Source organism: Aequorivita viscosa, from assembly GCF_900106795.1.
GTDB classification, from domain to species: Bacteria; Bacteroidota; Bacteroidia; order Flavobacteriales; family Flavobacteriaceae; genus Aequorivita; species Aequorivita viscosa.
The window spans coordinates 1-24,549 of the sequence record NZ_FNNS01000019.1; the positions used below are offsets into that span (position 1 = coordinate 1).

The following is a 24,549-nucleotide window of genomic DNA, read 5'->3' on the forward strand; positions in this document are numbered from 1 at the left end:
GCTTACAAATTATGCCAGAACCTATCTTGGATATTTAATAACACAAAAGATAAGACATCCGCACTCATACGCTTGGCAAAATGGTATGAAAAAGTAAGACAGGCGACCTTTAAAAGCTTCAATACTATCGCCAGAACAATGTCAATACATTATATGAACATATTAAACTACTTTGATAATCGAAGTACTAATGCTTCAGCAGAATCATTCAACGCTAAAATAAAAGCATTCAGAGCACAATTTAGAGGGGTAAGGAACGTAGATTTTTTCCTATTTAGACTAACAACAATTTTTGCATAATCCTGAAATCCCACAACTTTTGGACTTGATCCGAAACCACTCCTAAATTTACTATCTATAAAAGTAAAAACCCCGTAAACATAGCGTTTACGAGGTTTTTCAGCGGAGAAAGAGGGATTCGAACCCCCGGAGGTGTGACCCTCAACAGTTTTCAAGACTGCCGCATTCGACCACTCTGCCATTTCTCCAGTGGTATGCGTGCTTCGAGATTTCCTCTAAGCGGTTGCAAATATATAAAGCTTTTTTAATTCTCGAAACCTTTTTCAGTTTTTTGTTTAAAACTTTTTGCTGCCTGACGAATTTGAGCAGTTCAGAGTTATTATCACTATTTTTGCAAGTATTTTATAATCGATTTTAAATGACCTACAACACAATAGAAAAGTTACAATGGCGCTACGCTACTAAGCGGTTCGATCCAAACAAAATATTGTCAAAAGAACAAATAGACATTCTTAAGCAGGCGTTTAATTTAACTGCAACTTCTTTTGGGTTACAACCTTTAAAACTTGTAGTTGTGAGCAATGCCGAATTGAAGAAACAACTTATGAAAGCATCGTTCAATCAGCCTCAAGTTCGCGATGCTTCTCATCTTTTGATTTTATGTATCGAAGAAAAAATTGACCATAATTTTATTATTGATCATTTTAGGAGAGTGGAAGATACTCGTAATACACCGCGTGAAATTTTGGAACCCTTCGAAAAGAATTTGATTGCTTCTTTCACTGAAAAAGATTCAGACGAAATTAGAGACTGGATGGTGAATCAACTATACCTCACTCTTGGTGCACTATTAACTGTTTGTGCGGTTGAAAAAATAGACTCTTGCCCCATGGAAGGTTTTGAGCCTGAAAAATATGACATGTTTCTCGGACTCGATAAAATGGGACTAAAATCTGTTATAGTAATGCCAGTAGGGTATCGCGATGAATCAGACTTTTTTAAAAATTTGAAAAAAGTGCGTCGAGGGGTAGATGAATTAACTATTGATTTTGACTAAGTTTTTCAGGAATTTAATTTCTTTTCATACCTCATCTACTATCTTTGGAACATCTATTATTTATTGCACATTCATAAATTGAATAGTTTATATTTTGAAGGAAATAAGAGCAAAGCTAAACTCTTAAACACCTAAACTTTTAAAGTTATTTATAAAAAGCAAGCAATGAAATTAGAGCCAATAAACATTAACTATTAACATTTAAACGTTAAAAAATGCCCGGATTTGAGATTTTTGGCGCCGAAGAGCGCAAGCAGGTAAATGATGTTTTAGAAACTGGTGTTTTAATGCGCTATGGTTTTGACGGGATGCGGAACAACCAGTGGAAAGCTAAAGAATTTGAAACTGAATTTGCTAAAAAAATGGGTTCCGAATATTGTCAATTAGTCTCTAGCGGAACTGCGGCACTCACCGTTGCGCTTGCTTCTGCAGGAATTGGCGCAGGCGATGAGGTTATTATGCCAACTTTTACGTTTGTTGCGACATTTGAGTCTATTTTAGCCCTTGGGGCAGTGCCAATTCTCGTAGATATTGACGATACGCTTACCCTCAATCCAAAAGCGGTGGAAGCGGCCATCACGTCAAAGACCAAATGTGTCATGCCTGTACATATGTGCGGTTCTATGGCAGATTTGGACGCGCTAAAGGCTATCTGTGTTGATCATAATCTAATTCTTTTGGAAGATGCTTGCCAGGCGCTTGGAGGAACTTATAAAGGAAAATCTCTTGGAAGTTATGGCGATTTGGGTTGCTTTTCATTCGATTATGTGAAAACTATAACTTGTGGCGAAGGAGGAGCTGTTGTCACAAATAATGAAAAATTTGCGAAACACGCAGACCACTATCAGGATCACGGTCACGACCATATTGGTGGCGATAGAGGGGCAGAAGGGCATCCGTTTATAGGATATAACTTTCGAATTTCAGAACTGAATGCTGCCGTAGGTTTGGCACAATTAAAAAAACTGGACGACATTTTAAAAACCCAAAAGAGAAATTACGCCCTATTTCGTGAAGCTTTAGAAACAATCGACGGGGTGACCTTTAGAAGAGTTCCTGAAGGTGGAGTCGAAAATTATTCGTTTTTGAATTTCTTTCTCCCAACCGAGGAACTGGCAGTTAAAGCCCATAAAGCGTTATCAGCACAAGGTGTAGATGCTTGTTTTTACTGGTATACCAATAATTGGCATTACATCAAAGGTTGGAGTCATTTAAAGGATATGAAGAGTTTAGGGCGTCTTTCTTCAGAAGTGAGAAACCAAATGCAGGATTTAAACAGCACTGATTTCTCGAAAAGTGATGCCGTTTTGGGTCGAACAATTTCAGCTTTGGTAAAAATTGGCTGGACCGAAGCCCAAGTGAAGGAAAGAGCTGAAAAAATGCGTAATGCGATTGCCTCGGTACTCTAAAAATTAATGGTTACATAGTTTAAACAATGTAAGGTTGATTGCAGTCGAAGCCCTAAAGGCTCATTCAGATAATTTTATCATATATAATCTTTATTCGATTTTTCGGATAATTATATGGAATAACATAAGAGACTTCTACAATTTGGACTAAATCGTCATCGAAAACAGTTGCGTTTCTGGCTTGCTTCGTTGCAGAAGCAAGTCAAAAGCCATACATACGTTTCGGACATAGGGACGTCCATTTTCTTTTACCTTAATGTAATTGCCTCCAATTTCAATCAATCCATCCGATTCCATTTCTTTTAAATTCGTCAAAACTTCGGGCAATTCAGAAAACTGTAATTCGGAGGTTTCCCAAGAAGTTTCAAGTTTACACATTAGGTTTAAAATATGACGGCGAATTAAGAGATCTTCCGAAGTTAATTTATGACCTCGATATACGGGTAAAATCCCTTGAGCCAACAGCTCTTGGTATTCTTCAACATTCTTTACATTTTGAGCAAAACTGTACCAACTATCGCTAATGGCAGAAACGCCTAGTCCTATCATCAACTGGGTTTTGCTTTCGGTGTAGCCCATAAAATTTCGGTGAAGCACTTTGTCTTCCATTGCTTTGTAAAGACTGTCGGTTTTTAAGGCGAAGTGGTCCATTCCAATTTCCACATATCCTGCTTCCTCCAGCATTTGTTTCCCCGTTTGGTACATCGCTCTCTTTTCTGACGCAGTAGGCAAATCTTCCTCTTTAAAGCCGCGTTGCCCGTTCCCTTTTATCCACGGCACATGAGCATAACTGTAAAAGGCAATTCGGTCTGGCATTAATTCCTTGGTTTTTTCAATCGTGTAGATTATGTGTTCCTTTTTCTGAAACGGCAATCCGAAAATGATATCATGACCAATAGATGTATACCCGATTTCACGTGCTGTATCGGTTACACGCTTCACATTTACAAAAGGCTGTAACCTGTGAATTGCGAGCTGTACTTGGGTATTGTAATCTTGAACGCCGTAACTTACTCGGGTAAAACCGAAATCATAAAGCGTTTGTAGATGTTCGCGAGAGGTATTATTTGGATGTCCTTCAAAACTAAAAGATGGATTCTCGGCAATGATTGCTTTTCTGAAAAGTTTTCGCAACATAGAAGCCAAGTTTTCAGGTGAAAAAAACGTTGGTGTTCCGCCGCCTAAATGGATTTCCTTAATAATGGGCTTCTCTGGAAACATTTCCAAATAAAGCTCCCATTCTTGCTGAAGCGATTCTAAATAAGATGTTTCAACACTATGGTTTTTGGTAATTCGTTTATTACAACCGCAAAAAGTGCATAAACTTTCACAGAATGGCAAGTGGATATAAAGGCTAATTCCTTCAGCAGCGTTGCTCTGATTAAAGCTTTGTTTTGTATCTGAAATCCAAGTTTTCTGACTGAATTCTGCATTATTCCAATAAGGAACAGTTGGATAACTAGTGTACCTAGGACCTGGGACGTTGTATTTTGAAATTAAATTTGTAGACATGCTTTTGCAATTATAAATTTGTAAAAGTACAAGCTTCCGTTACCAGTGAAAATGACCAAAGTCAGGTTTCAGCTCGATATTGGCGCAAAGCTAAGGTCTATTCAAGAAAAGGTAGTTTAAAAAGCGAAGCCGTCCTTCAGATTAATAGTTTAGATATTCTGTGATTTCTAAACCGTATCCAATCATTCCAACCCGCTTAGTATACTCGCTATTAGAAAGCAAACGGATTTTCCGAATTCCCAAATTGTGAATTATTTGAGCGCCAATTCCAAAATCTTTGCTGTCCATTTCAATGCGGGGAGCTTTAGCTACTTTGTCTGGTGTTTGAATTTCTTTTAATTCCTTTAATCGGCTTAAAAGATTCAGTGATTGACTCTCTTGGTTAATGAATACAATAGCACCTTTTCCTTCTTTGTTAATAGCGTTGAACATATCGTCCAACTTTTGCTCTGCATTATTCGTAAGGGCAGCTAAAATATCGCTGTTTACTAAAGTGGCATTCACGCGTACAGCAACTGGCTCATCTTCTTTCCAAGTGCCTTTTGTAAGCGCAATATGAATTTGGTTATTTGTAGTTTGTTTGTAAGCTCGTAATCTAAATTCCCCGAAGTTGGTTTTGATGTTGAAATCTTCCTTTTTTTCAATTAAGGAATCGTGTTCCATTCTGTATTTCACCAAATCTTCAATAGAAATAAGTTTTAAATCGAATTTTTTGGCAACTTCAACTAACTGTGGAAGTCGCGCCATGGTTCCATCTTCATTTAATATTTCTACAAGAATTCCGGCTGGTTGTAGGCCAGCGAGTCGCGCAAGGTCGATAGCAGCCTCGGTATGGCCTGTTCGACGAAGTACACCTCCTTGTTTTGCGCGTAAAGGAAAAATATGTCCAGGTCTACCTAAATCTTGTCCTTTTGTGTCTTTGTCCACAAGGGCTTTAATGGTTTTTGCACGGTCGTGAACAGATATTCCAGTTGTACAACCATGCCCTATTAAATCTACCGATACTGTAAATTGTGTGTGGTGAAGTACGGTGTTGTTTTCAACCATCATTTGTAAATCCAAAGCGTTGCATCGCTCTTCGGTTAACGGAGCGCAGATAAGTCCACGGCCGTGAGTGGCCATAAAGTTTATCATTTCGGGTGTAACCATTTCGGCAGCGGCAATAAAATCTCCTTCATTTTCTCGGTTTTCATCATCAACTACAATGATTACTTTCCCGTTTTTAATGTCCTCAATAGCTTCTTCGATAGAGTTTAGCTTTATGGTATTCTTTTCTGTTGAAATCATGATTTACAATATGTGGCGCAAAGGTATAAAATGTAAGTTGGTTATTCGTTAAAAGTATGTTTACGAAATAGGTTTATTGAAAATAGTAGGGAACTTAAAAGTAGGGTTATGTAATTCTATTTTTTTCTACCAACCTCTTCTTTCTTTTTCTTTTTAAGACCGAATAATCTCCCAATACGCTGTATAAAGGAGTCAAAATCAAAAATACCTTGATCGGTAGTTGCTCTATATGTGAGCCAAACACCTAATGGAAACATAATCGCGGTACTTAGCCAAGAAGCGATAAACGGCGCCATTGTACCGTCTTCGGCACTGTTTTTAGCGAAAATTCCGATGAAGTGATAGGTTAAAAATAAAGATATTGCAACAACCATTGGGAGCCCCATTCCTCCTTTTCGAATAATAGCTCCTAACGGCGCACCTACAAAAAAGAGAATAATACAAGCAGCGCCAAGGGCATATTTTTCGTGAAGCGCAATCTCATTTTTATTCAAACGCTTTGTTTTCGTTTTAAACTCAACTTTTTTTGCCTCAATTGTTTGTAGGGTTCCTTTAGAATTATTGAGCGCTAATTTTGCAATTTGAAGTTGCTCTACCAGATTGTAAATATCCATAATAGAGTTAACAGAAGTATCGGGTTGTTTACTTACCTGACTTTTATTTTCACTAAGTTTTTCCAGTCCACTTCGATAGTACATATTTTTAGTGTACGCCTGAATATCTAGTGAGTAGCTGTTTGAAAGTGAATCGATCTCAGAGCGTAACTCGCTAATATTGTACATGCTTTGATTGTCCAAATTATGATCTTTTTCAATATCTCTATTGTTCAGTTCAGTAAGGTCGATATTTATGGAGTATTCTTCAAAATAACTTTTGGCAAATGGATTTTTACGTTGATCGGTTGCTTTTGTAGCTTGGATTTCTTCGTAGTAATTTCCGTCTTTTAAAATTAACGAAAGTGTGTTGCTGCCTTCTTTGCTAGTAAGTTCTCCATTCTTGGATTTAATAACAGTGAAGTTGCCATTGGGGCGTTTTTCATTTTTTTTGTGAATAATTACATCCTCTAAATACTGTCCGCGATTTCCCGTTTTCTTTTCTACTTTAATGTTGAACATATCGCCAATCTGACTGAATTGTCCTTCGGCGATAACCATTGAAGGTTGAAATTGTGAAATATTTCGTCGTAGGTTTTGCCATTTGTATTCTGAATATGGAATTACATTGTTCGCAAAGAAAAACGCTGTTATAGAAATAAGAAGAATAAACGCCATTACACTCCCCATCGCTCTTTGTAATGAAATTCCGGTAGATTTCATTGCGGCAAATTCATAGTTTTCAGAAAAACTCCCGAAGACCATTAGCGAGGTAACCAGAATTGTGAGAGGTAACACTAAAGGCATCATCTTTGGCGAGAAGTACCAAAGAAATTTAAGGATGATCCAAACATCTAGATCCTTTCCGGCAAGTTCAGAAATATACAGCCAGATGGTTTGAAGAACAAATATGAACATCAAAATAATGAAGACGCTCAAGAACGTCTTCAAATAGGTTGTTAGAATATATTTGTCCAGTATTTTCACCTGTCCGCTTTTAAAGCTTGTTTATGTAGTAGCCGTCTTTTTTATATTTGGCCTCGTCAAAAGTAAACAAGGTCTTGGAAAGCGGCTGGTTTGTTTTAAAAGAATTTACCGTAAGTGTATATGATGTGCCGTTTGAATCGGTCTGGATCAACTTGTATATATGTTTTGTCTGCACATCTATTCCCAAAAGAATGTCCTTAATTTCCGCATTTGAATTGATAGGAATAAGTTTTACGTACTGAATTTTTCGGCCTTTTACATTTTGCTGAATGTCCATTTTATAATTGTAGCCTTTTTCATAGAATGTCAGCATTTTTGAAGGTGTTATTTCTTTGTCATCTTTTGGATTATAAGCCGAAATAGTTACTTCTTCATCTTCGGGAACAATAGTATACATGTTTTTTCCGTCAAAAACCCTAGTGGTTCCGAGCATGTTCAAAACATACTTATCTCCTTGTAAGGTTACATCGCCCCGGGTGTCTTGATTAACGTTTTCCTTTGAGTTGTTTAGGTTGTACTTAAAGTCGATTGTAATGTTGTCGTAACTCTTTACTTTAGCAGAAACTTCCCTCAGTAAGGTTTTAGCATCTTGAGCCTGAGAAAATGTGATTGCGAATAGGGCAATCAAAAGTACACTGATTTTTTTCATTTTATATTTCATTAGTTTTCATTGTCTAAAAGTTGGTTTAGGGCCTCTAAGGTTGGCACTAATACTTGGCGCGCTTTACTTCCTTCAAAAGGACCTACAATTCCAGCCGCTTCCATTTGATCTATAATTCTACCAGCACGGTTGTACCCTAATTTGAGCTTACGCTGAAGTAGAGAGGCAGAACCCTGTTGGGCAATTACCAGTACTTCTGCCGCGTCACGGAATAATGCGTCGCGTTCGTCCACGTTATTATCAAGAGTTGTGCCACCTTCCTCACCAACATACTCAGGGAGCTGGAATGCTTCGGGATAGGCTTTTTGCGCTCCGATAAAATCAGTAATATCAGCTACCTCAGGAGTATCCACAAAAGCACATTGCAATCGAACAAGTTCATTTCCTTGGGTAAATAGCATATCTCCGCGGCCAATAAGTTGGTCGGCTCCTGCATTGTCCAAAATGGTTCGTGAGTCAATTTTGCTAGTTACCCTAAACGCCAAGCGAGCAGGGAAGTTCGCTTTAATTATACCTGTAATTACGTTTACAGATGGACGCTGTGTTGCGACGATTAAATGAATTCCGATTGCTCTTGCAAGCTGTGCCAACCTAGCAATAGGCGTTTCAACTTCCTTTCCAGCAGTCATAATTAAATCTGCAAATTCATCAATTACCAATACAATATAAGGTAAGTATTGATGCCCGTCATTCGGGTTTAATTTCCTGTTTTTAAATTTAGTGTTGTATTCTTTTATGTTCCGAACCATCGCGTTCTTCAACAGGTCGTATCGATTGTCCATTTCGATACAAAGTGAATTTAAGGTGTTTATAACCTTGTTGGTATCAGTAATGATTGCTTCGTCTGTATCTGGGAGTTTTGCGAGGTAATGTCGTTCTATTTTATTGAAAAGAGTAAGTTCTACTTTTTTAGGGTCAACTAGTACGAACTTAACTTCTGCGGGGTGTTTTTTATACAATAATGAAGCAAGTACAGCATTTAATCCAACCGATTTTCCTTGCCCAGTTGCGCCCGCCATAAGCATGTGCGGCATTTTGGCTAAATCGACAACAAAGGTTTCGTTGCTAATTGTTTTTCCGAAAGCTATTGGTAGCTCCATCTCAGCATTTTGAAACTTAGAAGAAGCAATTACCGAACGCATCGAAACTATTTTTGGATTCTTGTTTGGTACTTCAATCCCTATGGTTCCACGGCCAGGAATGGGTGCAATAATTCGAATTCCCAAAGCTGATAATGACAGTGCGATATCGTCTTCAAGGTTCTTTATTTTTGAAATACGAACTCCGGCATCGGGTATTATTTCATAAAGAGTAACGGTTGGGCCAACGGTGGCTTTAATATTCGCAATCCCTATTTTATAATTGTTAAGGGTCTCAACAATTCTATTTTTGTTTTCTTCTAATTCTTCTTGGTCAATTGTAATTACGCTGCCAATAGTGTGATCGCGTAACAATTCGATACTAGGGAATCTGTAGTTGCTCAGTTCAAGTCGTGGATCAAATTCGCCAAAATCTTTCACCAGCTTTTCGCTAAGGTTTTCTACTTCTTCTTCCTCGGCCGCCTGTTCTACTTCCATTTCTACATCACCTTCCACGTCAGATTTTAATATTAATTTCTCAGTAGGTGCAGGTGGAGTAGGGGCGGGTTTTTCTTCTTCTTTTGGTTTGTTTTCGACAATTATATCTTCTTTGGTTTCATCAACTTCGGTTTTTGCTTTGGGCGCTACTGTTGGCGCTGTAGCAACTTCTTCGCTCACAAAATCTTCTTCAATTTCTTTTTTAGACTTTTTTATGGCATTAATAACCATTTCTGGGGTTAATTTTAGCCTAACAACAAGGTACACAATTAGTATAAATGTCATTGTGATTATAGTACCAGCAAGTCCGATGTAATCTTGCATTAAATCATTGATTTCGAAACCTATAATTCCGCTTAAAATGGAAGCGTTGCCGTTAAAGAATCCGAAGAATACTGAAATCCAAAGCATAAGAATCATTCCCCAAAACCAAACTTTTAACAATGGTTTTTTAGGGGAATCAAAAAAGTATCGGGTACCGGTGAGGCTAATAAGAAAGGCAAGAATAAAAGCTGAAACACCAAAGCCATTATAAATGAAAAAATGACCGACGTTGGCACCAAATTTATTGAGCCAATTTTGTGTTTGTAGCTTTCTTTCAGCAATATTTCCTATGTCACTTTGGTCTGCTTGCCAAGTGAAAAAATAGGAAATGAATGAAAGTATTAGCGCCAATCCCAATAAAATCAAGAAGCTTCCCAAAAGAATTTTTTGTTGCTTTGAGAGGGATGTCTTAAATTTTTTAGATTGAGACTCGAGGTTTTTTTTCTTTTTTTTGGCCATTAATAAATGGATTGCTTGATTGGCAAAAATACAAATATCAAAATGTAAAAATCGAATTAAGTTTCAAATAACAAAAATACAAATTACACTTTGTCGGATTTCTCTCAATTAAGAAATGATAGGTGTTTAAACCCTTATTGAATAGCGTTTTATAACTTTGGAATATATATGATACAGCCAATAATAACTGCAGAAACAGCAGCGAAGAAAACAGCACCTGCCGCAATATCTTTAATGAAGCCGATTTTTTTGTGGAAATCTGGATGAATAAAATCTGCAATTTTCTCAGCCACGGTATTAAGTCCTTCAGTACTGATAACCATTCCGATGGCTAAGGTTTGAATTAACCATTCGGTACTGGAAATAGAGAAATAGAATCCGGCAACGGTCATAATAATTGCAATTGCCGTTTGTACTTGTACACTTGTTTCATAGCGTAACAATAGGAAAGCGCCTTTTGCAGCAAACTTAAATGCTTTAAGGCGCTTTCCAAAATAGGTGTTCCACATTACAGCAGTGTTTTTAATGCAGAAAGATAATCTGGTTCTGCACCAATTTCGGGTACTTGCTGGCTGTGAATAACTTTTCCGTCTTCATTTAAAACTACTACAGCACGCGAATGAAGTCCGCGTAAATCGCCTGAAACCATTTCAACACCGTAATTTTTCCCGAAGTTGCCATCACGAAAATCGGATAGATTCGTAACGTTGTTCACATCTTCGTCGTTTGCAAAGCGTTTCATAGCAAAAGGTAAGTCTCTTGATATGCAAAGAACATTCGTGTTTTTAAGTCCCGTGGCTTTTTCGTTGAATTTACGAACCGAGGTAGCACATACGTTTGTGTCTATACTTGGAAAAATATTCATTATTACACGAGACCCCTTATAATCGGATAATTTTTTGGAGCTTAAATCTTGTGCTGTTAAAGTAAAATCTGGAGCTAGTTCACCTACTTTTGGGAGTGTCCCAGAAGTTTCTATGTTGTTTCCACCGAGTTTTATTGTTGCCATTGTTTTTTATTTTTAAAATTGAAGCATAAAGATAACGAATCGTTTTTTGTTTTTGAATAAAACGTTTTTTAAAGATTGTTTGTTCCTTTTTCCCCCATATAATTTGTCTACTATATAAAAGTGTATTTGCGCTATTGTAACCATCAAAAAATCCCTCCACATAAGTTGTGAAGGGATTTTCAAACAAATAAGGGGATTATCCTTATTGGTCTATGGAGCCTAAAACTTTTTTGGCAAAAGTATTTGCAGCGTCGCGCTCAGGCATTCCATCTGCTATCATTTGGTGTACTTCTACCGCTCCACAAAGGTTGGTGATAAGTTCGCCAACAACATCCATCTCCTCATCCGTTATACGATTGTACTCGCTGTAGGATTCTAATACCGCTATGCAATTTTCAATTTGCTCAGGAGTATTGTTTCTTTGAAAATGTCTAATTACTGGCAACTTCATCTACTAATCCTTTTAAAAGTTCAAATTTGTTTGTTTGTACTTGGTTTACGAGCTTGCCATCTTTAAAAGTTGCAAAAGTTGGGAGATTGTCCACACTCGCCATTTTACGGCTTTCTGGAAATTTCTCAGCATCTACCAATACAAACTTTAATCCTTCAGTTTCAGTAGCCAATTTTTTGAATTTCGGCTTCATTATCCTGCAATTGCCACACCATCCGGCCGAAAACTGAACAACTACGTTCTTTTCGTCAGCGATGAACTGCTGCAGACTATCATCTTTAAGCTCTATCATAATCAATTATTTTTTTAAGTATGAAGCTACACCATCACGAGATGCTTCCATTGCTTCTTTTCCTGTTTCCCAGTTTGCTGGACAAACCTCACCTTTTTCTTGAACGTGAGTATACGCGTCGATTAATCTAAGGAATTCGTTTACATTTCTTCCAAGAGGCATATCGTTAACACCTTCGTGGAAAATTTTTCCATCCTCATCAATTAGATACGTTGCACGGTAGGTTACGTTGCTTCCCTCTAATAGATAATATTCTTGATCTTCGTCATAACTCTTTGGCTCGACATCTAAAATACCTAATGCGTTTGAAAGGTTACGGTTAGTATCGGCTAAAAGCGGATAGGTAACTCCTTCAATTCCGCCATTATCTTGTGGCGTGTTTAACCAAGCAAAGTGTACTTCTGGTGTATCACAAGATGCTCCAATAACGATTGTGTTTCGGTCTTCAAATTGTGATAACGCTTCCTGAAACGAAAGAATTTCGGTTGGACATACGTAAGTAAAATCTTTTGGGTACCAGAAAAGCAATACTTTTTTCTTGTTTTTCTTAGCCTCTTCAAGAACGTTAATTTTAAATGTGTCTCCCATTTCGTTCATTGCGTCTACTGCAATATTTGGGAATTTTCTTCCTACTAATGACATAGTTATTATAGTTTTATATGGTTATAATTTTTCTACAGCAAAAATACCATATACATCCGCTTCTTCCGAAGGAAGTTAAACGAATTAATCTATCGGCTCATAAGAATTGTCGATAGTATATTAGACAAGCAATAAGGATATGCTATGGGTTGTTTGAAGGGCTTAATTCTCTTATTTTTATGCGGAAAGCTGCAAACAATAAAGTCATAAATGGGCTAAGCCAGTTAAAAATTGCGTAACCTGCATAATGCAGTGTATCTACACCCAGCACGCCACTATGATACGCCCCGCAGGTATTCCAAGGAATTAAGACAGAGGTTACGGTCCCACTGTCTTCTAATGTTCTAGAAAGGTTTTCGGGAGCCAGTCCTTTATCTTTAAAAGCTTTAGCATACATTTTCCCAGGAATAACAATCGCAAGATATTGATCGCTAGCGGTTATATTTAGAGTTAAACAGCTAAATACAGTACTTGCAAACAAACCGAAAGTAGTATGAAAAAGTGATAGTAACTTTTTACTGATAATTGAAAGTGCTCCAATAGCATCCATTATACCACCAAATGTCATAGCGCACAGTATTAACCAAATTGTATTCAACATTCCGGCCATGCCACCAGAGGAGAAGAGGTCTTTTAAAGCCGCATTATTTGTTGGTATATTAGTGTCTACCGTAATAGCGTTCATTATTCCTTTATAGCCGTTTTCCAGGTTCAAAGAAGTTCCGCCTCCCATTGCGGCAACAATATTTGGTTGAAAAATTAATGCTGCAATGGCTGCTAACAAGGTTCCTATGAGTAGCGCTATTAGAGGTGGGGTTTTCTTGACAATTAGAATCACTACAATAATTGGAACTAGAAATAGCCAAGGACTAATATTTATGGATTCTTTTACAGCAGCTAATATTTGATGCGTGTCGGCTGGTCCGGTTGTGTCAAGGTTTAATCCGATTATTATAAAAGCAATTAAAGTTACTGTTAACGTAGGAACGGTAGTATAAAGCATATACCGTATGTGCGTAAATAGATCGGTGCCTGCCATTGCTGGGGCAAGATTAGTAGTGTCGCTTAATGGTGAAATTTTATCTCCAAAATATGCGCCCGAAAGTATAGCTCCTGCTGTCATACCTAAGGAGATGTCTAGCGCATTTGCAATTCCGATAAGCGCAATACCTACGGTAGCAGAAGTGGTCCAACTACTCCCAGTTGCAATTGAAATTATGGCGCAAATTATAACACAGGAAGCTAAAAATATAGTGGGATTTAGAACCTGAAGACCGTAATATATCATTGTTGGTATTATTCCACTAATGAGCCAAGTTCCCGCTAATGCTCCAACCATTAAAAGGATTAAAATAGCTCCCGCCGTAGACTTTATGTTTTGAGCTACTTCCTCTAACATTTGGTCAAATTTTACCTTATTATAGAAGCCCACAATTGCGGCAACAGCACCGCCCATTAACAGAATAAATTGATTGCTTCCACTTAAAGCATCGTCTCCAAATGCAAAGAAAACGTTGTAGAATAGCATTCCGATAAGTGCAAAAACAGGAATAAGGGCTTCCCAAATACTGAGTTCATTATTGTCTAAAACTTCCTCGTTTTTTGGGTCGGTAGGCTTAATTTCTTGACTTTGCATAAGAAAATATTAAAATGGTATGTAATGTTACGATTTTGTGAATAGGTGTGCAAATTAAAAAAAAGCTCAAGTTAAAAAGTTCATTGACTACTTCCAATTAATCTTTTTAATAGACTTGATCGATGTAATGTTTTTAAATTCAATGATTTTCAAAATACATTCTGTTTTTTGTGCTTAAAAGAGTGATTAATAGAACTATTATTATTTGAGAAATGATTGAATTATTTTAAGTTTACTCAATGATTTTACGGGTATTATTTATTCTATTTTTCACTCAATTTTTATATGCTCAAACACCTCTTCCTACACTGTTTGATAGCTTGGCCCAATCAAATTCCGATAATGAAAAATCGAGGTTGAGCATGATTATCGCTTCACAGTTAGCAAAAGATGATTGGCAGCGAGCTCTTCACTACATCGAGCTCGCCGAAAAAAGTGCACTAAGTTCAAGATCAGAAAAAGTAAAAGCAGATTATTACAATGCTGTTGCTGAGATTTATTCTGAAAAGGACGCTCTGGATATTACGCTTGAAAACTTTGTAAAGGCGTACAAGTATTATCAACATAGACCCCTTAAAGAACGGTATAGGTTAGAGAATGATCTAGCAATCGCCTATTCCGAAACTCAAAATTATGAAAAGGCATTAAAAATCTATCACAAGATTTACAAATACGATCACACCCAGAAAAATCCTAAAAATTTAGCGGCGGTTTCCAATAATATTGGGATGGCTTGGCGCAGTAAAAATTTAGATTCGTCATTCTATTATTTTAATAATTCATTACAACTATTAGAAGGTATTGAATATCCATATTTAAAATTTCTAATTTATACGAATCTTGCAAAAAGCTATCTTATTAAAGATGAAGATGAAACGGCGAAACATTATTTTCATCGTGCTATAAACGAAATTGGCCCTAATAACATAAATAGTGACCTAGGTTGGGTTTACGGTGAATTTTCTGAGCTTTATTTAAAAAATGGAAAGATAGATTCTGCAATTTATTATTCAAAAAATGCTGTAGCAATTTTAGACAGTCTAGCGCCTTTTACAGTTATAAATCGGAACGCTGTTGAGGTATTGTATAAAGCGTATATTAAGAAGGAAGACTTTAAGAATGCTTCAAAAAATCTAGAAAAGTTTTTTGCAATTTCAGATAGCTTAAACATTGAGGATAGAAAAGCGAAGGTGCAGAAAATTATTTTAGAAGAAGAGTACCGAACCAAAGATAAGATCCGTGAGTTAGAGGAAAGTAAAAGTAGGCTGAATTTTTATATACTTATTCTCGCACTCGTTGTGTTGTTATTGATTTTAGGAATTATTTTATACCGTTATCGAAATAAATTAAAGCGTACAGATTTAGAAAAAGAATTATTTATTTCGAAGCAAAAGGAACTAAATTCCAACTTAGAGTTAAAAAATAAAGAACTTATAGGGAAAGCAATGATAGAATTGCATCGTACAGAGCTCATTGAAGATATTTTAAAAGATTTAAAAGAAGTAAGGTTAAAGGCGAGTAAAAAAGAAACACAAAGTGCAATCGACTTTATAGTAAAGCGATTAAAGCGTGACACATCGCCAAATATATGGGATGAATTTGAGCTTCGTTTTAAAGAAGTTCACGAGTCATTCTACACAAACCTATGTGAAAAACATCCAGATCTCACTCCAAAAGATAAACGACTTTGTGCTCTTTTAAAGTTGAACCTTACAACAAAAGAGATTGCCCAGGTAATGGGACAATCTACAAAATCGGTAGAAAGCGCACGTATTAGACTGCGAAAAAAGCTAGATATCACGAATTCCCAAACCGATTTATCTTCCTATTTGTCCAATTTCGGATAATTTTTTATTCATTTTATAAATCGATAAGCGCCTAAATTATAGTTATTTGGTGTTTTTTGAGTGCTAAAAATATGGCACTAATTTGTTATGCGAGTGTTTTTGTTGGGGCTACAATTTATGGCTTCAATAATCTGCACTTTACATTTGACCCACTTTTCAATTCAACATTAGTTCCATGAAAAAAAAATCCCCCTTTAAAAAAATGTCTTCGTTAGATAAAACTATTGAAGCGAATGCCGAAAAAAAAAGTGCTTGGAAAAAAATAATTCTTGAATTGGAGAAAGCTCAAAATAAACGTAAGGACTCGAAAAATAATTAGGGAATCCAAATCATAAACTAGAGCCTAACGAATTTCATTAAAATTAATAACTAACTATTTAACAGATTATGAAACGTATTATCTCATTGTTACTATTTTTTATTTGTTGTTTTTCTCACGTAATCTATGCTCAAGTAGGAATTGGCACAACTAATCCTCACGCTTCTAGTATGCTAGATGTTCAGGCGACTGATAAGGGAATACTTGTTCCTAGAGTAAGTTTAAGTAGCACATCTGTTCAAGCACCTGTTACAAATCCTGCTGAAGGACTTTTAATTTATAATACAAGCACGGCGGGCGATGTTACTCCAGGATTCTATTATTGGACTGGTTCAGGGTGGAAATCATTATTGACTTCTGGTGGCGGTGGAGGCGGCGCAGAAGGTTGGGGTTTACGAGGAAATATTGTTAGTGATGACGACTTCATCGGAACATTGCAAAACTATAAACCTTTAAAATTTAGAATAGATAATAAATATTTTGGGCAGTTTCATCCACAAGGTGGAATATCTTTGGGCCTCAATGCCGTTGCCAATAATGATAACGGAATTGCCCTGGGTGAAAATTCTAACGCGGGGACTTCTAATTCTATAGCAGTAGGTACAGATGCGTCAACATCAACTAGCAATTTGTCAATTGCTATTGGAAATTTAGCAGTTGTTTCGAACCATGAATCGGTAGCATTGGGTAATAATGCGAAATCACCAGGTCATTCAGCTATTTCATTAGGAGTTGATACAAATGCTTCGGGTGAAGGTTCGGCAGCTCTGGGTAGAGAGGCGTCTGCTTCTGGTCAGTTTTCTACCGCAATTGGCTATGGCGCAACTGTTTCGCAACCTAATACAATTCGGTTGGGAAATAACGATGCAAAGGTTGGAATAGGAACTTCAACCCCTCATGTTTCGAGTGTATTAGATATTAGTGCTACAAACAAAGGGATACTTATTCCAAGAGTTGCTTTAACATCTACTACAGATCAAGGAACAATTACACAACTAGCTGTTAGTCTATTGGTTTATAATACAAATACTGCTTCAGATGTAACACCTGGGTTTTATTATTGGACTGGTACTGTTTGGAAAGCATTATCGTCGTCGGGAGGCGGTGGAGGCGGCAACTCTTCTTTTGGTGAAAGATATTACACTACCGATGAAGTAGTAACTTTAAATCAAACGGATGATATAGCAGCTCCAAATGGTACGGCAAATCCTAATACCTCAACAAATATTACAACCTCGGGGAGTGGTTTAACATTGACTAGTAATGGGGGAGTTTATAAAGTAACTTTAACTATAACGTATTCTAAGCAAGATGCTAATCCGAATGTAAATTCAGTTGAATTCTTTATTACAAAACATGGTAATAAGATTGCAAACACTTCGGTAGTCGGTGAGTTGAATGATGACTTAAAGAGAAAAACGATCACCATTGTTAAAATATTAACCTTGGACGATTGGGCTACCTATCATTTTGGTGTGGGAAAAACCAACCCACATCCCGGAGTGAATATTGTTTTACACAAGGATATGACTAATATGACGATTGAACGAATTGATTAAACTTTGACATAGCTATTTTAATTCAACAAAAAACTCCTGAGTTTTAATGCTCAGGAGTTTTCAATCGTTTTATTTGTTAAGGATTACAAAACCCCAACTTCGACCATACACTCGCGCATCATGGTATATGTTCGCTCTATATCGTTGTCTAATCCAATACTAAAACGGATTAAACCATCGCTCAGTCCCATTTCCTTTTGTTCTTCTTCTGAAATTTCAGATGAAGTAGAGGACCCTGGAGCACTGAACAACGTTTTGTAGAAACCTAAGCTCACAGCTAAGTATCCGAGGTTGCGCTCTTGCATTAATTCCATCAATTCATTTGCTTTATCAAGAGAACCAACATCCACGGTCAGCATTCCACCAAAACCGTACTCTTTGTTCATCATTTTTTTGAAAAGTTCGTGTCCCGAATGCGATTTTAACCCAGGATAAACAGTTCTTAATCCGTCTTTTTCAAACTTTTCGGCTAGAAATAAAGCGTTCGTGCTATGTTGCTTAATACGAATATGAAGTGTTCTTAGGTTTTTTAAAATCGAAGAAGCACGCAAACTATCCATTGCAGGTCCTAATAACATATTGGCGCCATCGTTCACATTTCGTAAGCTGTCTATAAATTCTTGCGAGCCACAAGCTACACCTCCCATGGTATCGCTACTACCGTTAATGAATTTTGTTAAACTGTGTAACACAACGTCTGCTCCTAATTTGGCAGGAGAAATACTCAATGGCGAAAAGGTATTGTCAACCATTAACTGCAAATTGTGTTTTTTGGCAATTTTTGACAACGCTTCAATATCTGCGATTTCCAAAAGTGGATTGCTAACAGTTTCACAATACAGAATTTTAGTGTTCTTGGTAATTGCAGCTTCCACTTCATCTAGTTTAGTTATATCGACGAATGAAGTTTCAATGTTCAATCTAGGGGCAAAGTTCTTTAAAAAGGCATACGTTCCGCCATAAATAGTGCGGCTGGAAACAATATGTTCTCCTGCTTTACAAAGTTGTAAAATTGCCGGGGTTATAGCCCCCATTCCAGTTGCTGCAACATTGGCAGTTTCTGTGCCTTCCATTGCCGCTAAAGCTTGTCCTAAATATAGGTTTGAAGGTGTAGAATGACGAGAATATAAATAACACCCTTCTGCATTGCCTTCAAAAGTATCGAACATTGTTTTTGCTGAAAGGAATGTATATGTAGACGAATCGGAAATTGAAGGATTTACTCCGCCGTATTCACCGAAATATTGTAAATCTTGAATTTTATCTGCTGGTTTAAAGGCCATAATAAGTTTTTTTGGTATTCCACAAATTTGCAAAAATTGAGACTGATATAAAAGCAAAGACACTTTAATTATTTAAGACAAATTTGTAATTATAAAACGGAAATAGAAATTCAATTGTAATGTTTTCAGTTTAAAGGCTTCATAAGTTAATCTAGATGAAACGAATGAAATTTTAATTACTTCTTTTCCTCACTTTTATTCTGTTCTATTTTACCTGTAATATTGAGAAGTTTAGCACATTGATAGCGAACGTGAACGCTATATGGATGAACTGGGTTTTGAAGAACATAAAGAATAAAGGGTAACTGGTTCTGTTGAAAATTTTTGCGCCCAAGAGAGCTATTTGATAAAACAAGTATTAAACTCATAAACTTCTAAACTCATAAACTTTTAAACTAATATTAAACCTCTAAATTTTTAAACTATTAAGCAGAATCGTACCTTTGTTACTTCATTTAAAAAACATAAAAAAATGTCTAAATATGATGTAGCAGTAATAGGGTCTGGCCCTGGTGGATATGTTGCCGCGATTCGTTGCGCACAATTAGGGTTAAAAACCGCCATCATTGAAAAATACAATGTTTTGGGAGGCACATGTCTAAATGTGGGCTGTATTCCAAGTAAAGCTTTGTTAGATTCGTCTCACCATTACGAAGACGCGATAAAGCATTTTGAGGAGCACGGTATTGAAATTCCTGGAGATGTTAAACTGAATTTCAAAAAAATGATAGCTCGTAAAGCTGCTGTCGTTGAGCAAACTACCAAAGGCATCGATTATTTAATGGATAAGAATAAAATTGATGTATATACAGGTACTGGTGCTTTTAAAGATGCTACTCATATTGTTATCTCTGGTGAAAAGGAGCAAACCATTGAAGCTAAAAACACCATCATCGCGACAGGAAGTAAGCCTAGTTCGCTTCCATTTATAAAATTAGACAAAGAGCGCGTTATCACATCTACAGAAGCCTTGAGTCTTAATGAAGTACCAAAACATCTAGTCGTAATTGGCGGTGGCGTTATTGGTTTAGAATTAGGTCAGGTGTATCGACGTTTGGGAGCTGAGGTTTCCGTAGTTGAATATATGGATCGCATTATTCCAACAATGGACGGCGGACAAAGCAAGGAATTGCTTAAAGTCATGAAAAAGCAAGGGGTGAAATTCTATCTTTCCCATAAAGTTTCTGCAGTTTCCAAGAAAGGGAAGGAAGTGACCATTACAGCAACAGACAAAAAAGATGAGGAAGTTACTTTAAAAGGCGATTACTGCTTGGTTTCTGTTGGAAGAAAGCCGTTTACCGATGGTCTTAAAGCTGAAAATGCTGGTATTAAGGTAACCGAGCGAGGAATGATTGATGTAAACGACCAACTACAGACAAACATTAAAAATATTTATGCAATTGGCGACGTGGTTCGTGGAGCGATGCTTGCACACAAAGCTTCGGAAGAAGGAACATTAGTTGCCGAAATTATTGCAGGGCAGAAGCCACATATTAATTATAACTTAATTCCAGGAGTGGTTTATACGTGGCCAGAAGTTGCTTCGGTTGGAAAAACTGAAGAGCAGCTAAAAGAAGCCAAGGTAGAATATAAATCAGGTCAATTCCCGATGCGCGCTTTAGGAAGAAGTCGTGCGAGTGGAGATCTTGACGGTTTTGTTAAGATTCTTTCCGATAAGAAAACAGACGAGGTTCTAGGTGTCCATATGGTTGGAGCCCGTGTAGCCGATTTAATTGCGGAAGCAGTAGTGGCAATGGAATATCGTGCTAGTGCTGAGGACATAGCCAGAATGAGCCACGCACACCCAACCTATGCCGAAGCTGTTAAAGAAGCCGCACTTGCAGCAACAGAAAACAGACCACTGCATATTTAATGCTTTATTACAGAATTGAAAAAGTCCCGCGATTGTGGGACTTTTTTATTAAATGGAATCAAAATTTCAAAAACGTGAACCCTATTTTTGGTCTTCGTAATATGGTTGTAACTATTGCGTTTTCATAAATCGCCGTATGGCAACCCATTGCTTCAACATATCCCGTGCATCTTGTGCTGGATATCCTAAAACGGTTTTTCCTGGTTCAACATCGTTCATTACGCCCGAACCAGCACCAACAGTCGCGCCAGAATTTATAGTTGTATGATCTTTAATTGATGCACTTCCTCCTATAATAACGCCATCGCCTAAGGTTACCGAGCCTGCGAGTCCGCTATGGCCTGCCATAATACAAAAACGCCCCATAACAGAGTTGTGGGCTATTTGCACTAAGTTGTCAATTTTACAACCATCACCGACAATCGTTGAACTGAATTTTGCTCTATCAACGCACGAATTTGCCCCAATTTCAACATAATGTCCAATAATCACATTTCCTATTTGAGGTATTTTAACCAGTCCTCGACCATCGTCGCTTGGTCTATATCCGAAGCCATCAGCCCCGATACTTACATTGGTATGGAAAATACAGTGGCTGCCAATAATACAGCGTTCGCGAATTACAGTTCCTGACCAAACCACAGTATTGCTGCCAATAGTAGTTTCGTCGAACACACATACATTTGGGTATAATAGTACACCACTTCCTAACTCAACATCTTTTCCTACGTAGCAGTTTGCGCCAATTTTACAACCTTCGCCAATTATTGCAGTTTCATGAATAACTGCTGTTGGATGTATGTCTGTGTCAAATACAGGAGCTGGTGGATTGTAAAGTTCCAAGATTTGAGCCATCGCTAAATCTACATTTTTCACTTTAATTAAGGCACGATTCGTACCTGGTTCAAGTGTAGCGTTTTGGCCTACAAGTGCTGCCGATGCTTTGGAGTCTGCCCAGAACTTTTCATATTTCTTGCTTCCTATAAATGTAATTTGATTACTATTCGCTTTTTTAATCTCTTCGGGACCTTCAATTTTATGATCGGTATAGCCTATTAATTCACCTTTTAGAAGGTTGTTTATTTCGATTATGGAGTAGGATTTCATTGTCTAAGTGGTTTTCGTTAAAATGTGTTTTTTAATCTTTTAGCAAATAATCTAAATTTGTTTCAATTGAATTCGTGATGCCTTCAATTTTTAGTGATTTTAAAATCAACACGACAATAAAACCTTTGAATTTTTTCAAATATAAAATAAAACATCTGTTTTTGTTCAGTATCGTTGCAGCAAAAAAAAGCCATCTCAAATTTTCACTTGAGATGGCTTTTACATTATTATTCTTATTTTATGATTTATTCTTCTTCCGAAGACTCCTCCATTGTATGGTATACGTTCTGCACGTCATCGTCTTCTTCAATTCTTTCTAGGAGTTTTTCAACAGCGGCGGCTTCTTCTGGAGTTAGTTTTTTGGTTACTTGCGGAATTCGCTCAAAACCAGAAGAAAGGATTTCGATATTCTTTTCTTCCAAGAAGGATTGAATGTCGCCAAAACTTTCAAAAGGGGCGTAGATTAGTATACCGTCTTCGTCTTCAAAAATTTCTTCTAAACCGTGATCGATTAATTCAAGTTCGAGCTCTTCAATGTCCATATTTTCCGGATTGATGCGAAAATTACAAGTATGATCAAACATAAAGGAAACGGAACCTGAAGTTCCTAAACTTCCGTCGCACTTATTAAAATGCATACGAATGTTAGCAACAGTTCGTGTGTTATTGTCTGTAGCAGTTTCAATTAAAATCGCAATTCCGTGAGGAGCATATCCTTCAAAAATTACTTCTTTATAATCTCCAAGACTTTTGTCGCTAGCCCGTTTTATGGCACGTTCAACATTATCTTTGGGCATGTTAACCGACTTGGCGTTTTGGATTACAGCCCGTAATCTCGCATTGGTATCAGGGTCTGGGCCGCCCTCTTTTACTGCCATTACAATGTCTTTTCCGATTCTTGTAAAGGCTTTAGACATTGCTGACCAACGCTTCATTTTCCTCGCTTTTCTAAATTCAAAAGCTCTTCCCATTTCTTATACTTCTTTAAATTATTTGGAGAATAAATTCGCCAATGTAACTGATTCAAATTTCTGACTTCAAATATAAAAAAATCCAAAAGTGAATTTCCAAATTCCAAAAAAATTAACCTCATTTGGAATTTGTTTTTTGTTATTTGGTTCTTATTTGAAATTTGGTGCTTATTTACCCTTTGGCTCTTGTTATTTGGTGTTTTAGCCTATCAAGTCGTCAATGATTTTCGCTAGTTCAAAATCTTTTTCAGTTACACCATCGGCATCGTGGCTGGAAAGAAATATTTCTAAAGTGTTGTACACATTTGTCCATTCTGGATGATGCCCCAATTTTTCAGCTTCGAAGGCAATGCGGGTCATAGCCGAAAAAGCTTCTTTAAAATTTTCGAAATCAAAAACAGTGTGAAGGGCATCCATTTCGTAATCCCATCCTTCAAAGTCTTTCAGTTTTTCTTCAATTTGTTGTTTTGTCAATGCTTTCATAATTGTTTGTTTTATAGTATTCTTAAATTGTGATTATTATATTACTGCCTATTGGGTTGTTCAAGTTTTGCGATTTCAACTTCAATCCCCATTCCTATTTAACTGATGCGATTTCTTCGTTTAAACTACTTTCTTCTATCACTTCTGAAACGGTTATTTGATATTGTCTTGGTAATTTATTCGTCTTTGGAAGTATTGCCTTGTATCTGTCTTCATTGCTGCTAAAAACACTTTTAAAGATAGGCATATTATCTCCAATTTTGGACGTAATCTCCCTGAAAAGATCTTCGTGGTGAATCATATCATTACTCCCTAAGTGAAATATTCCGTGTAAAGATTGATTGATAATATAATGAATTTGTTGGCATACCTTATTAATTGTGGTCGCGCTAACCACCAAATTTGGATACACTTCAAAAGTGGCCTCGTGCCGAATGCACTGACGTAGGTGAAAAATTGTTGGCGAATTGATGCCAAGTACTATAGGTAAACGCAAGATAGCAGTCTGTGAAGGAACTTTTTCCAGCAATAGCTTTTCAACCAAAATTTTGAATTTTCCGAAAGACGATTCGGAAAGTGTTACATCATTTTCATACGACGGATAGCGCCATTTTGCATCAAATACTTCAGAAGACGAAACATACAGAACCGAACAGTTTTGATTGAGCAATGCGTAATCGGCAATTTCCCGATGGACTTTTAATAGGCTTTCATAATTGCCTGTGAGTGCTGATATAATTACGGTTGGACGAATGGTATTCAACAATAAGAACGTGGAGTTTTCCTCGATACAATATTGGTGAAAAATTTTATTTTCCGAAAAAAGTCCGTGTTGTTTGCAGTATGTGGCGCGTACGTGAAAATAGGGGGGGAGCTCCTTGTAAATTGAATTTCCAATAAAACCACTTCCGCCTAAAATTAAAATCCGCTCCTTCTCCTTCTTCTTTTCCTGCATTAAAATTTCGTTACTT

General features: G+C 37.0%; 23 protein-coding genes and 1 tRNA gene. 7 read left to right on the forward strand and 17 right to left on the reverse strand.

Annotated features, from left to right (window positions below; translation table 11 throughout):
- On the forward strand, positions 1–300 hold a 300-nt coding region (locus BLW28_RS11160), incomplete at its 5' end, for a transposase (protein WP_262481114.1).
- 103 nt (positions 301–403) lie between these two features.
- Here BLW28_RS11160 and BLW28_RS11165 read toward each other — a convergent pair.
- Positions 404–488, reverse strand: a tRNA-Ser gene (locus tag BLW28_RS11165).
- 170 nt (positions 489–658) lie between these two features.
- Here BLW28_RS11165 and BLW28_RS11170 point away from each other — a divergent pair.
- Entirely contained in the window at positions 659–1,297 is a 639-nt protein-coding gene (locus tag BLW28_RS11170) for an NAD(P)H-dependent oxidoreductase (RefSeq protein ID WP_073219319.1), read from the forward strand.
- A 215-nt stretch (positions 1,298–1,512) separates the two neighbouring features.
- Entirely contained in the window at positions 1,513–2,706 is a 1,194-nt protein-coding gene (locus tag BLW28_RS11175; protein WP_073219322.1) for a DegT/DnrJ/EryC1/StrS family aminotransferase, read from the forward strand.
- A gap of 147 nt (positions 2,707–2,853) precedes the next feature.
- Here the strand turns inward: BLW28_RS11175 and hemN are convergent, their stop codons facing one another.
- The 11 genes from hemN to nhaC all read right to left on the reverse strand — a co-directional run bounded on the left by hemN (position 2,854) and on the right by nhaC (position 14,136).
- Positions 2,854–4,218 carry an oxygen-independent coproporphyrinogen III oxidase gene (gene hemN / locus BLW28_RS11180; RefSeq protein WP_073219324.1) on the reverse strand — a complete coding sequence of 455 codons (1,365 nt, stop codon included), beginning with the start codon at positions 4,216–4,218 and terminating at the stop codon, positions 2,854–2,856.
- A 141-nt stretch (positions 4,219–4,359) separates the two neighbouring features.
- A complete protein-coding gene (ribB, locus tag BLW28_RS11185; RefSeq protein ID WP_073219327.1) occupies positions 4,360–5,505 on the reverse strand; it encodes a 3,4-dihydroxy-2-butanone-4-phosphate synthase in 1,146 nt (381 codons plus the stop codon).
- Positions 5,506–5,621: 116 nt separating this feature from the next.
- Positions 5,622–7,085 (reverse strand): LptF/LptG family permease, encoded by a 1,464-nt coding sequence (locus BLW28_RS11190; RefSeq protein WP_073219331.1) that lies wholly within the window; start codon positions 7,083–7,085, stop codon positions 5,622–5,624.
- A gap of 10 nt (positions 7,086–7,095) precedes the next feature.
- Positions 7,096–7,734, reverse strand: coding sequence for an outer membrane lipoprotein periplasmic chaperone LolA1 (locus BLW28_RS11195; RefSeq protein ID WP_073219485.1), 639 nt, complete (start codon positions 7,732–7,734; stop codon positions 7,096–7,098).
- 11 nt (positions 7,735–7,745) lie between these two features.
- Positions 7,746–10,106 (reverse strand): FtsK/SpoIIIE family DNA translocase, encoded by a 2,361-nt coding sequence (locus BLW28_RS11200; protein ID WP_073219334.1) that lies wholly within the window; start codon positions 10,104–10,106, stop codon positions 7,746–7,748.
- A gap of 149 nt (positions 10,107–10,255) precedes the next feature.
- Positions 10,256–10,615 (reverse strand): diacylglycerol kinase family protein, encoded by a 360-nt coding sequence (locus tag BLW28_RS11205; protein ID WP_073219337.1) that lies wholly within the window; start codon positions 10,613–10,615, stop codon positions 10,256–10,258.
- Complete coding sequence (tpx, locus tag BLW28_RS11210) at positions 10,615–11,115, reverse strand: thiol peroxidase (protein WP_073219340.1); 501 nt, start codon at positions 11,113–11,115, stop codon at positions 10,615–10,617. Before tpx ends, BLW28_RS11205 begins: the two co-directional genes overlap by 1 nt.
- Positions 11,116–11,317: 202 nt before the next feature.
- Entirely contained in the window at positions 11,318–11,566 is a 249-nt protein-coding gene (locus BLW28_RS11215) for a DUF6952 family protein (protein ID WP_073219343.1), read from the reverse strand.
- On the reverse strand, positions 11,547–11,858 hold the full coding sequence (locus BLW28_RS11220; protein WP_394331665.1) for a thioredoxin family protein: 312 nt from the start codon (positions 11,856–11,858) through the stop codon (positions 11,547–11,549). Before BLW28_RS11220 ends, BLW28_RS11215 begins: the two co-directional genes overlap by 20 nt.
- Before the next feature lie 6 nt (positions 11,859–11,864).
- On the reverse strand, positions 11,865–12,500 hold the full coding sequence (locus BLW28_RS11225; RefSeq protein WP_073219346.1) for a peroxiredoxin: 636 nt from the start codon (positions 12,498–12,500) through the stop codon (positions 11,865–11,867).
- A 142-nt stretch (positions 12,501–12,642) separates the two neighbouring features.
- A complete protein-coding gene (gene nhaC / locus BLW28_RS11230; protein ID WP_073219349.1) occupies positions 12,643–14,136 on the reverse strand; it encodes a Na+/H+ antiporter NhaC in 1,494 nt (497 codons plus the stop codon).
- 320 nt (positions 14,137–14,456) lie between these two features.
- Between nhaC and BLW28_RS11235 the strand changes: the two genes are divergently transcribed.
- The 3 genes from BLW28_RS11235 to BLW28_RS11240 all read left to right on the forward strand — a co-directional run bounded on the left by BLW28_RS11235 (position 14,457) and on the right by BLW28_RS11240 (position 17,861).
- A complete protein-coding gene (locus BLW28_RS11235) occupies positions 14,457–15,983 on the forward strand; it encodes a tetratricopeptide repeat protein (protein ID WP_143036871.1) in 1,527 nt (508 codons plus the stop codon).
- 175 nt (positions 15,984–16,158) lie between these two features.
- Positions 16,159–16,302 carry a hypothetical protein gene (locus BLW28_RS15745; RefSeq protein ID WP_159431765.1) on the forward strand — a complete coding sequence of 48 codons (144 nt, stop codon included), beginning with the start codon at positions 16,159–16,161 and terminating at the stop codon, positions 16,300–16,302.
- Positions 16,303–16,370: 68 nt separating this feature from the next.
- Entirely contained in the window at positions 16,371–17,861 is a 1,491-nt protein-coding gene (locus BLW28_RS11240) for a hypothetical protein (protein ID WP_073219355.1), read from the forward strand.
- Between the two features lie 83 nt (positions 17,862–17,944).
- Here BLW28_RS11240 and BLW28_RS11245 read toward each other — a convergent pair whose 3' ends face one another.
- Complete coding sequence (locus BLW28_RS11245; RefSeq protein WP_073219491.1) at positions 17,945–19,144, reverse strand: aminotransferase class I/II-fold pyridoxal phosphate-dependent enzyme; 1,200 nt, start codon at positions 19,142–19,144, stop codon at positions 17,945–17,947.
- A gap of 472 nt (positions 19,145–19,616) precedes the next feature.
- Here BLW28_RS11245 and lpdA point away from each other — a divergent pair, with 472 nt between their 5' ends.
- The gene (gene lpdA, locus BLW28_RS11255; RefSeq protein ID WP_073219358.1) at positions 19,617–21,017 is read left to right on the forward strand and encodes a dihydrolipoyl dehydrogenase; all 1,401 of its coding nucleotides are present in this window, start codon (positions 19,617–19,619) and stop codon (positions 21,015–21,017) included.
- 111 nt (positions 21,018–21,128) lie between these two features.
- Here the strand turns inward: lpdA and lpxD are convergent, their stop codons facing one another.
- From lpxD to BLW28_RS11275, 4 genes are all read right to left on the reverse strand, one after another.
- The gene (lpxD, locus tag BLW28_RS11260; protein WP_073219361.1) at positions 21,129–22,124 is read right to left on the reverse strand and encodes a UDP-3-O-(3-hydroxymyristoyl)glucosamine N-acyltransferase; all 996 of its coding nucleotides are present in this window, start codon (positions 22,122–22,124) and stop codon (positions 21,129–21,131) included.
- Between the two features lie 245 nt (positions 22,125–22,369).
- On the reverse strand, positions 22,370–23,095 hold the full coding sequence (locus BLW28_RS11265) for a YebC/PmpR family DNA-binding transcriptional regulator (RefSeq protein WP_073219364.1): 726 nt from the start codon (positions 23,093–23,095) through the stop codon (positions 22,370–22,372).
- 201 nt (positions 23,096–23,296) lie between these two features.
- The gene (locus BLW28_RS11270) at positions 23,297–23,578 is read right to left on the reverse strand and encodes a 4a-hydroxytetrahydrobiopterin dehydratase (protein WP_073219368.1); all 282 of its coding nucleotides are present in this window, start codon (positions 23,576–23,578) and stop codon (positions 23,297–23,299) included.
- A 94-nt stretch (positions 23,579–23,672) separates the two neighbouring features.
- On the reverse strand, positions 23,673–24,533 hold the full coding sequence (locus BLW28_RS11275; protein WP_073219372.1) for a sugar nucleotide-binding protein: 861 nt from the start codon (positions 24,531–24,533) through the stop codon (positions 23,673–23,675).
- Positions 24,534–24,549: the final 16 nt, after the last annotated feature.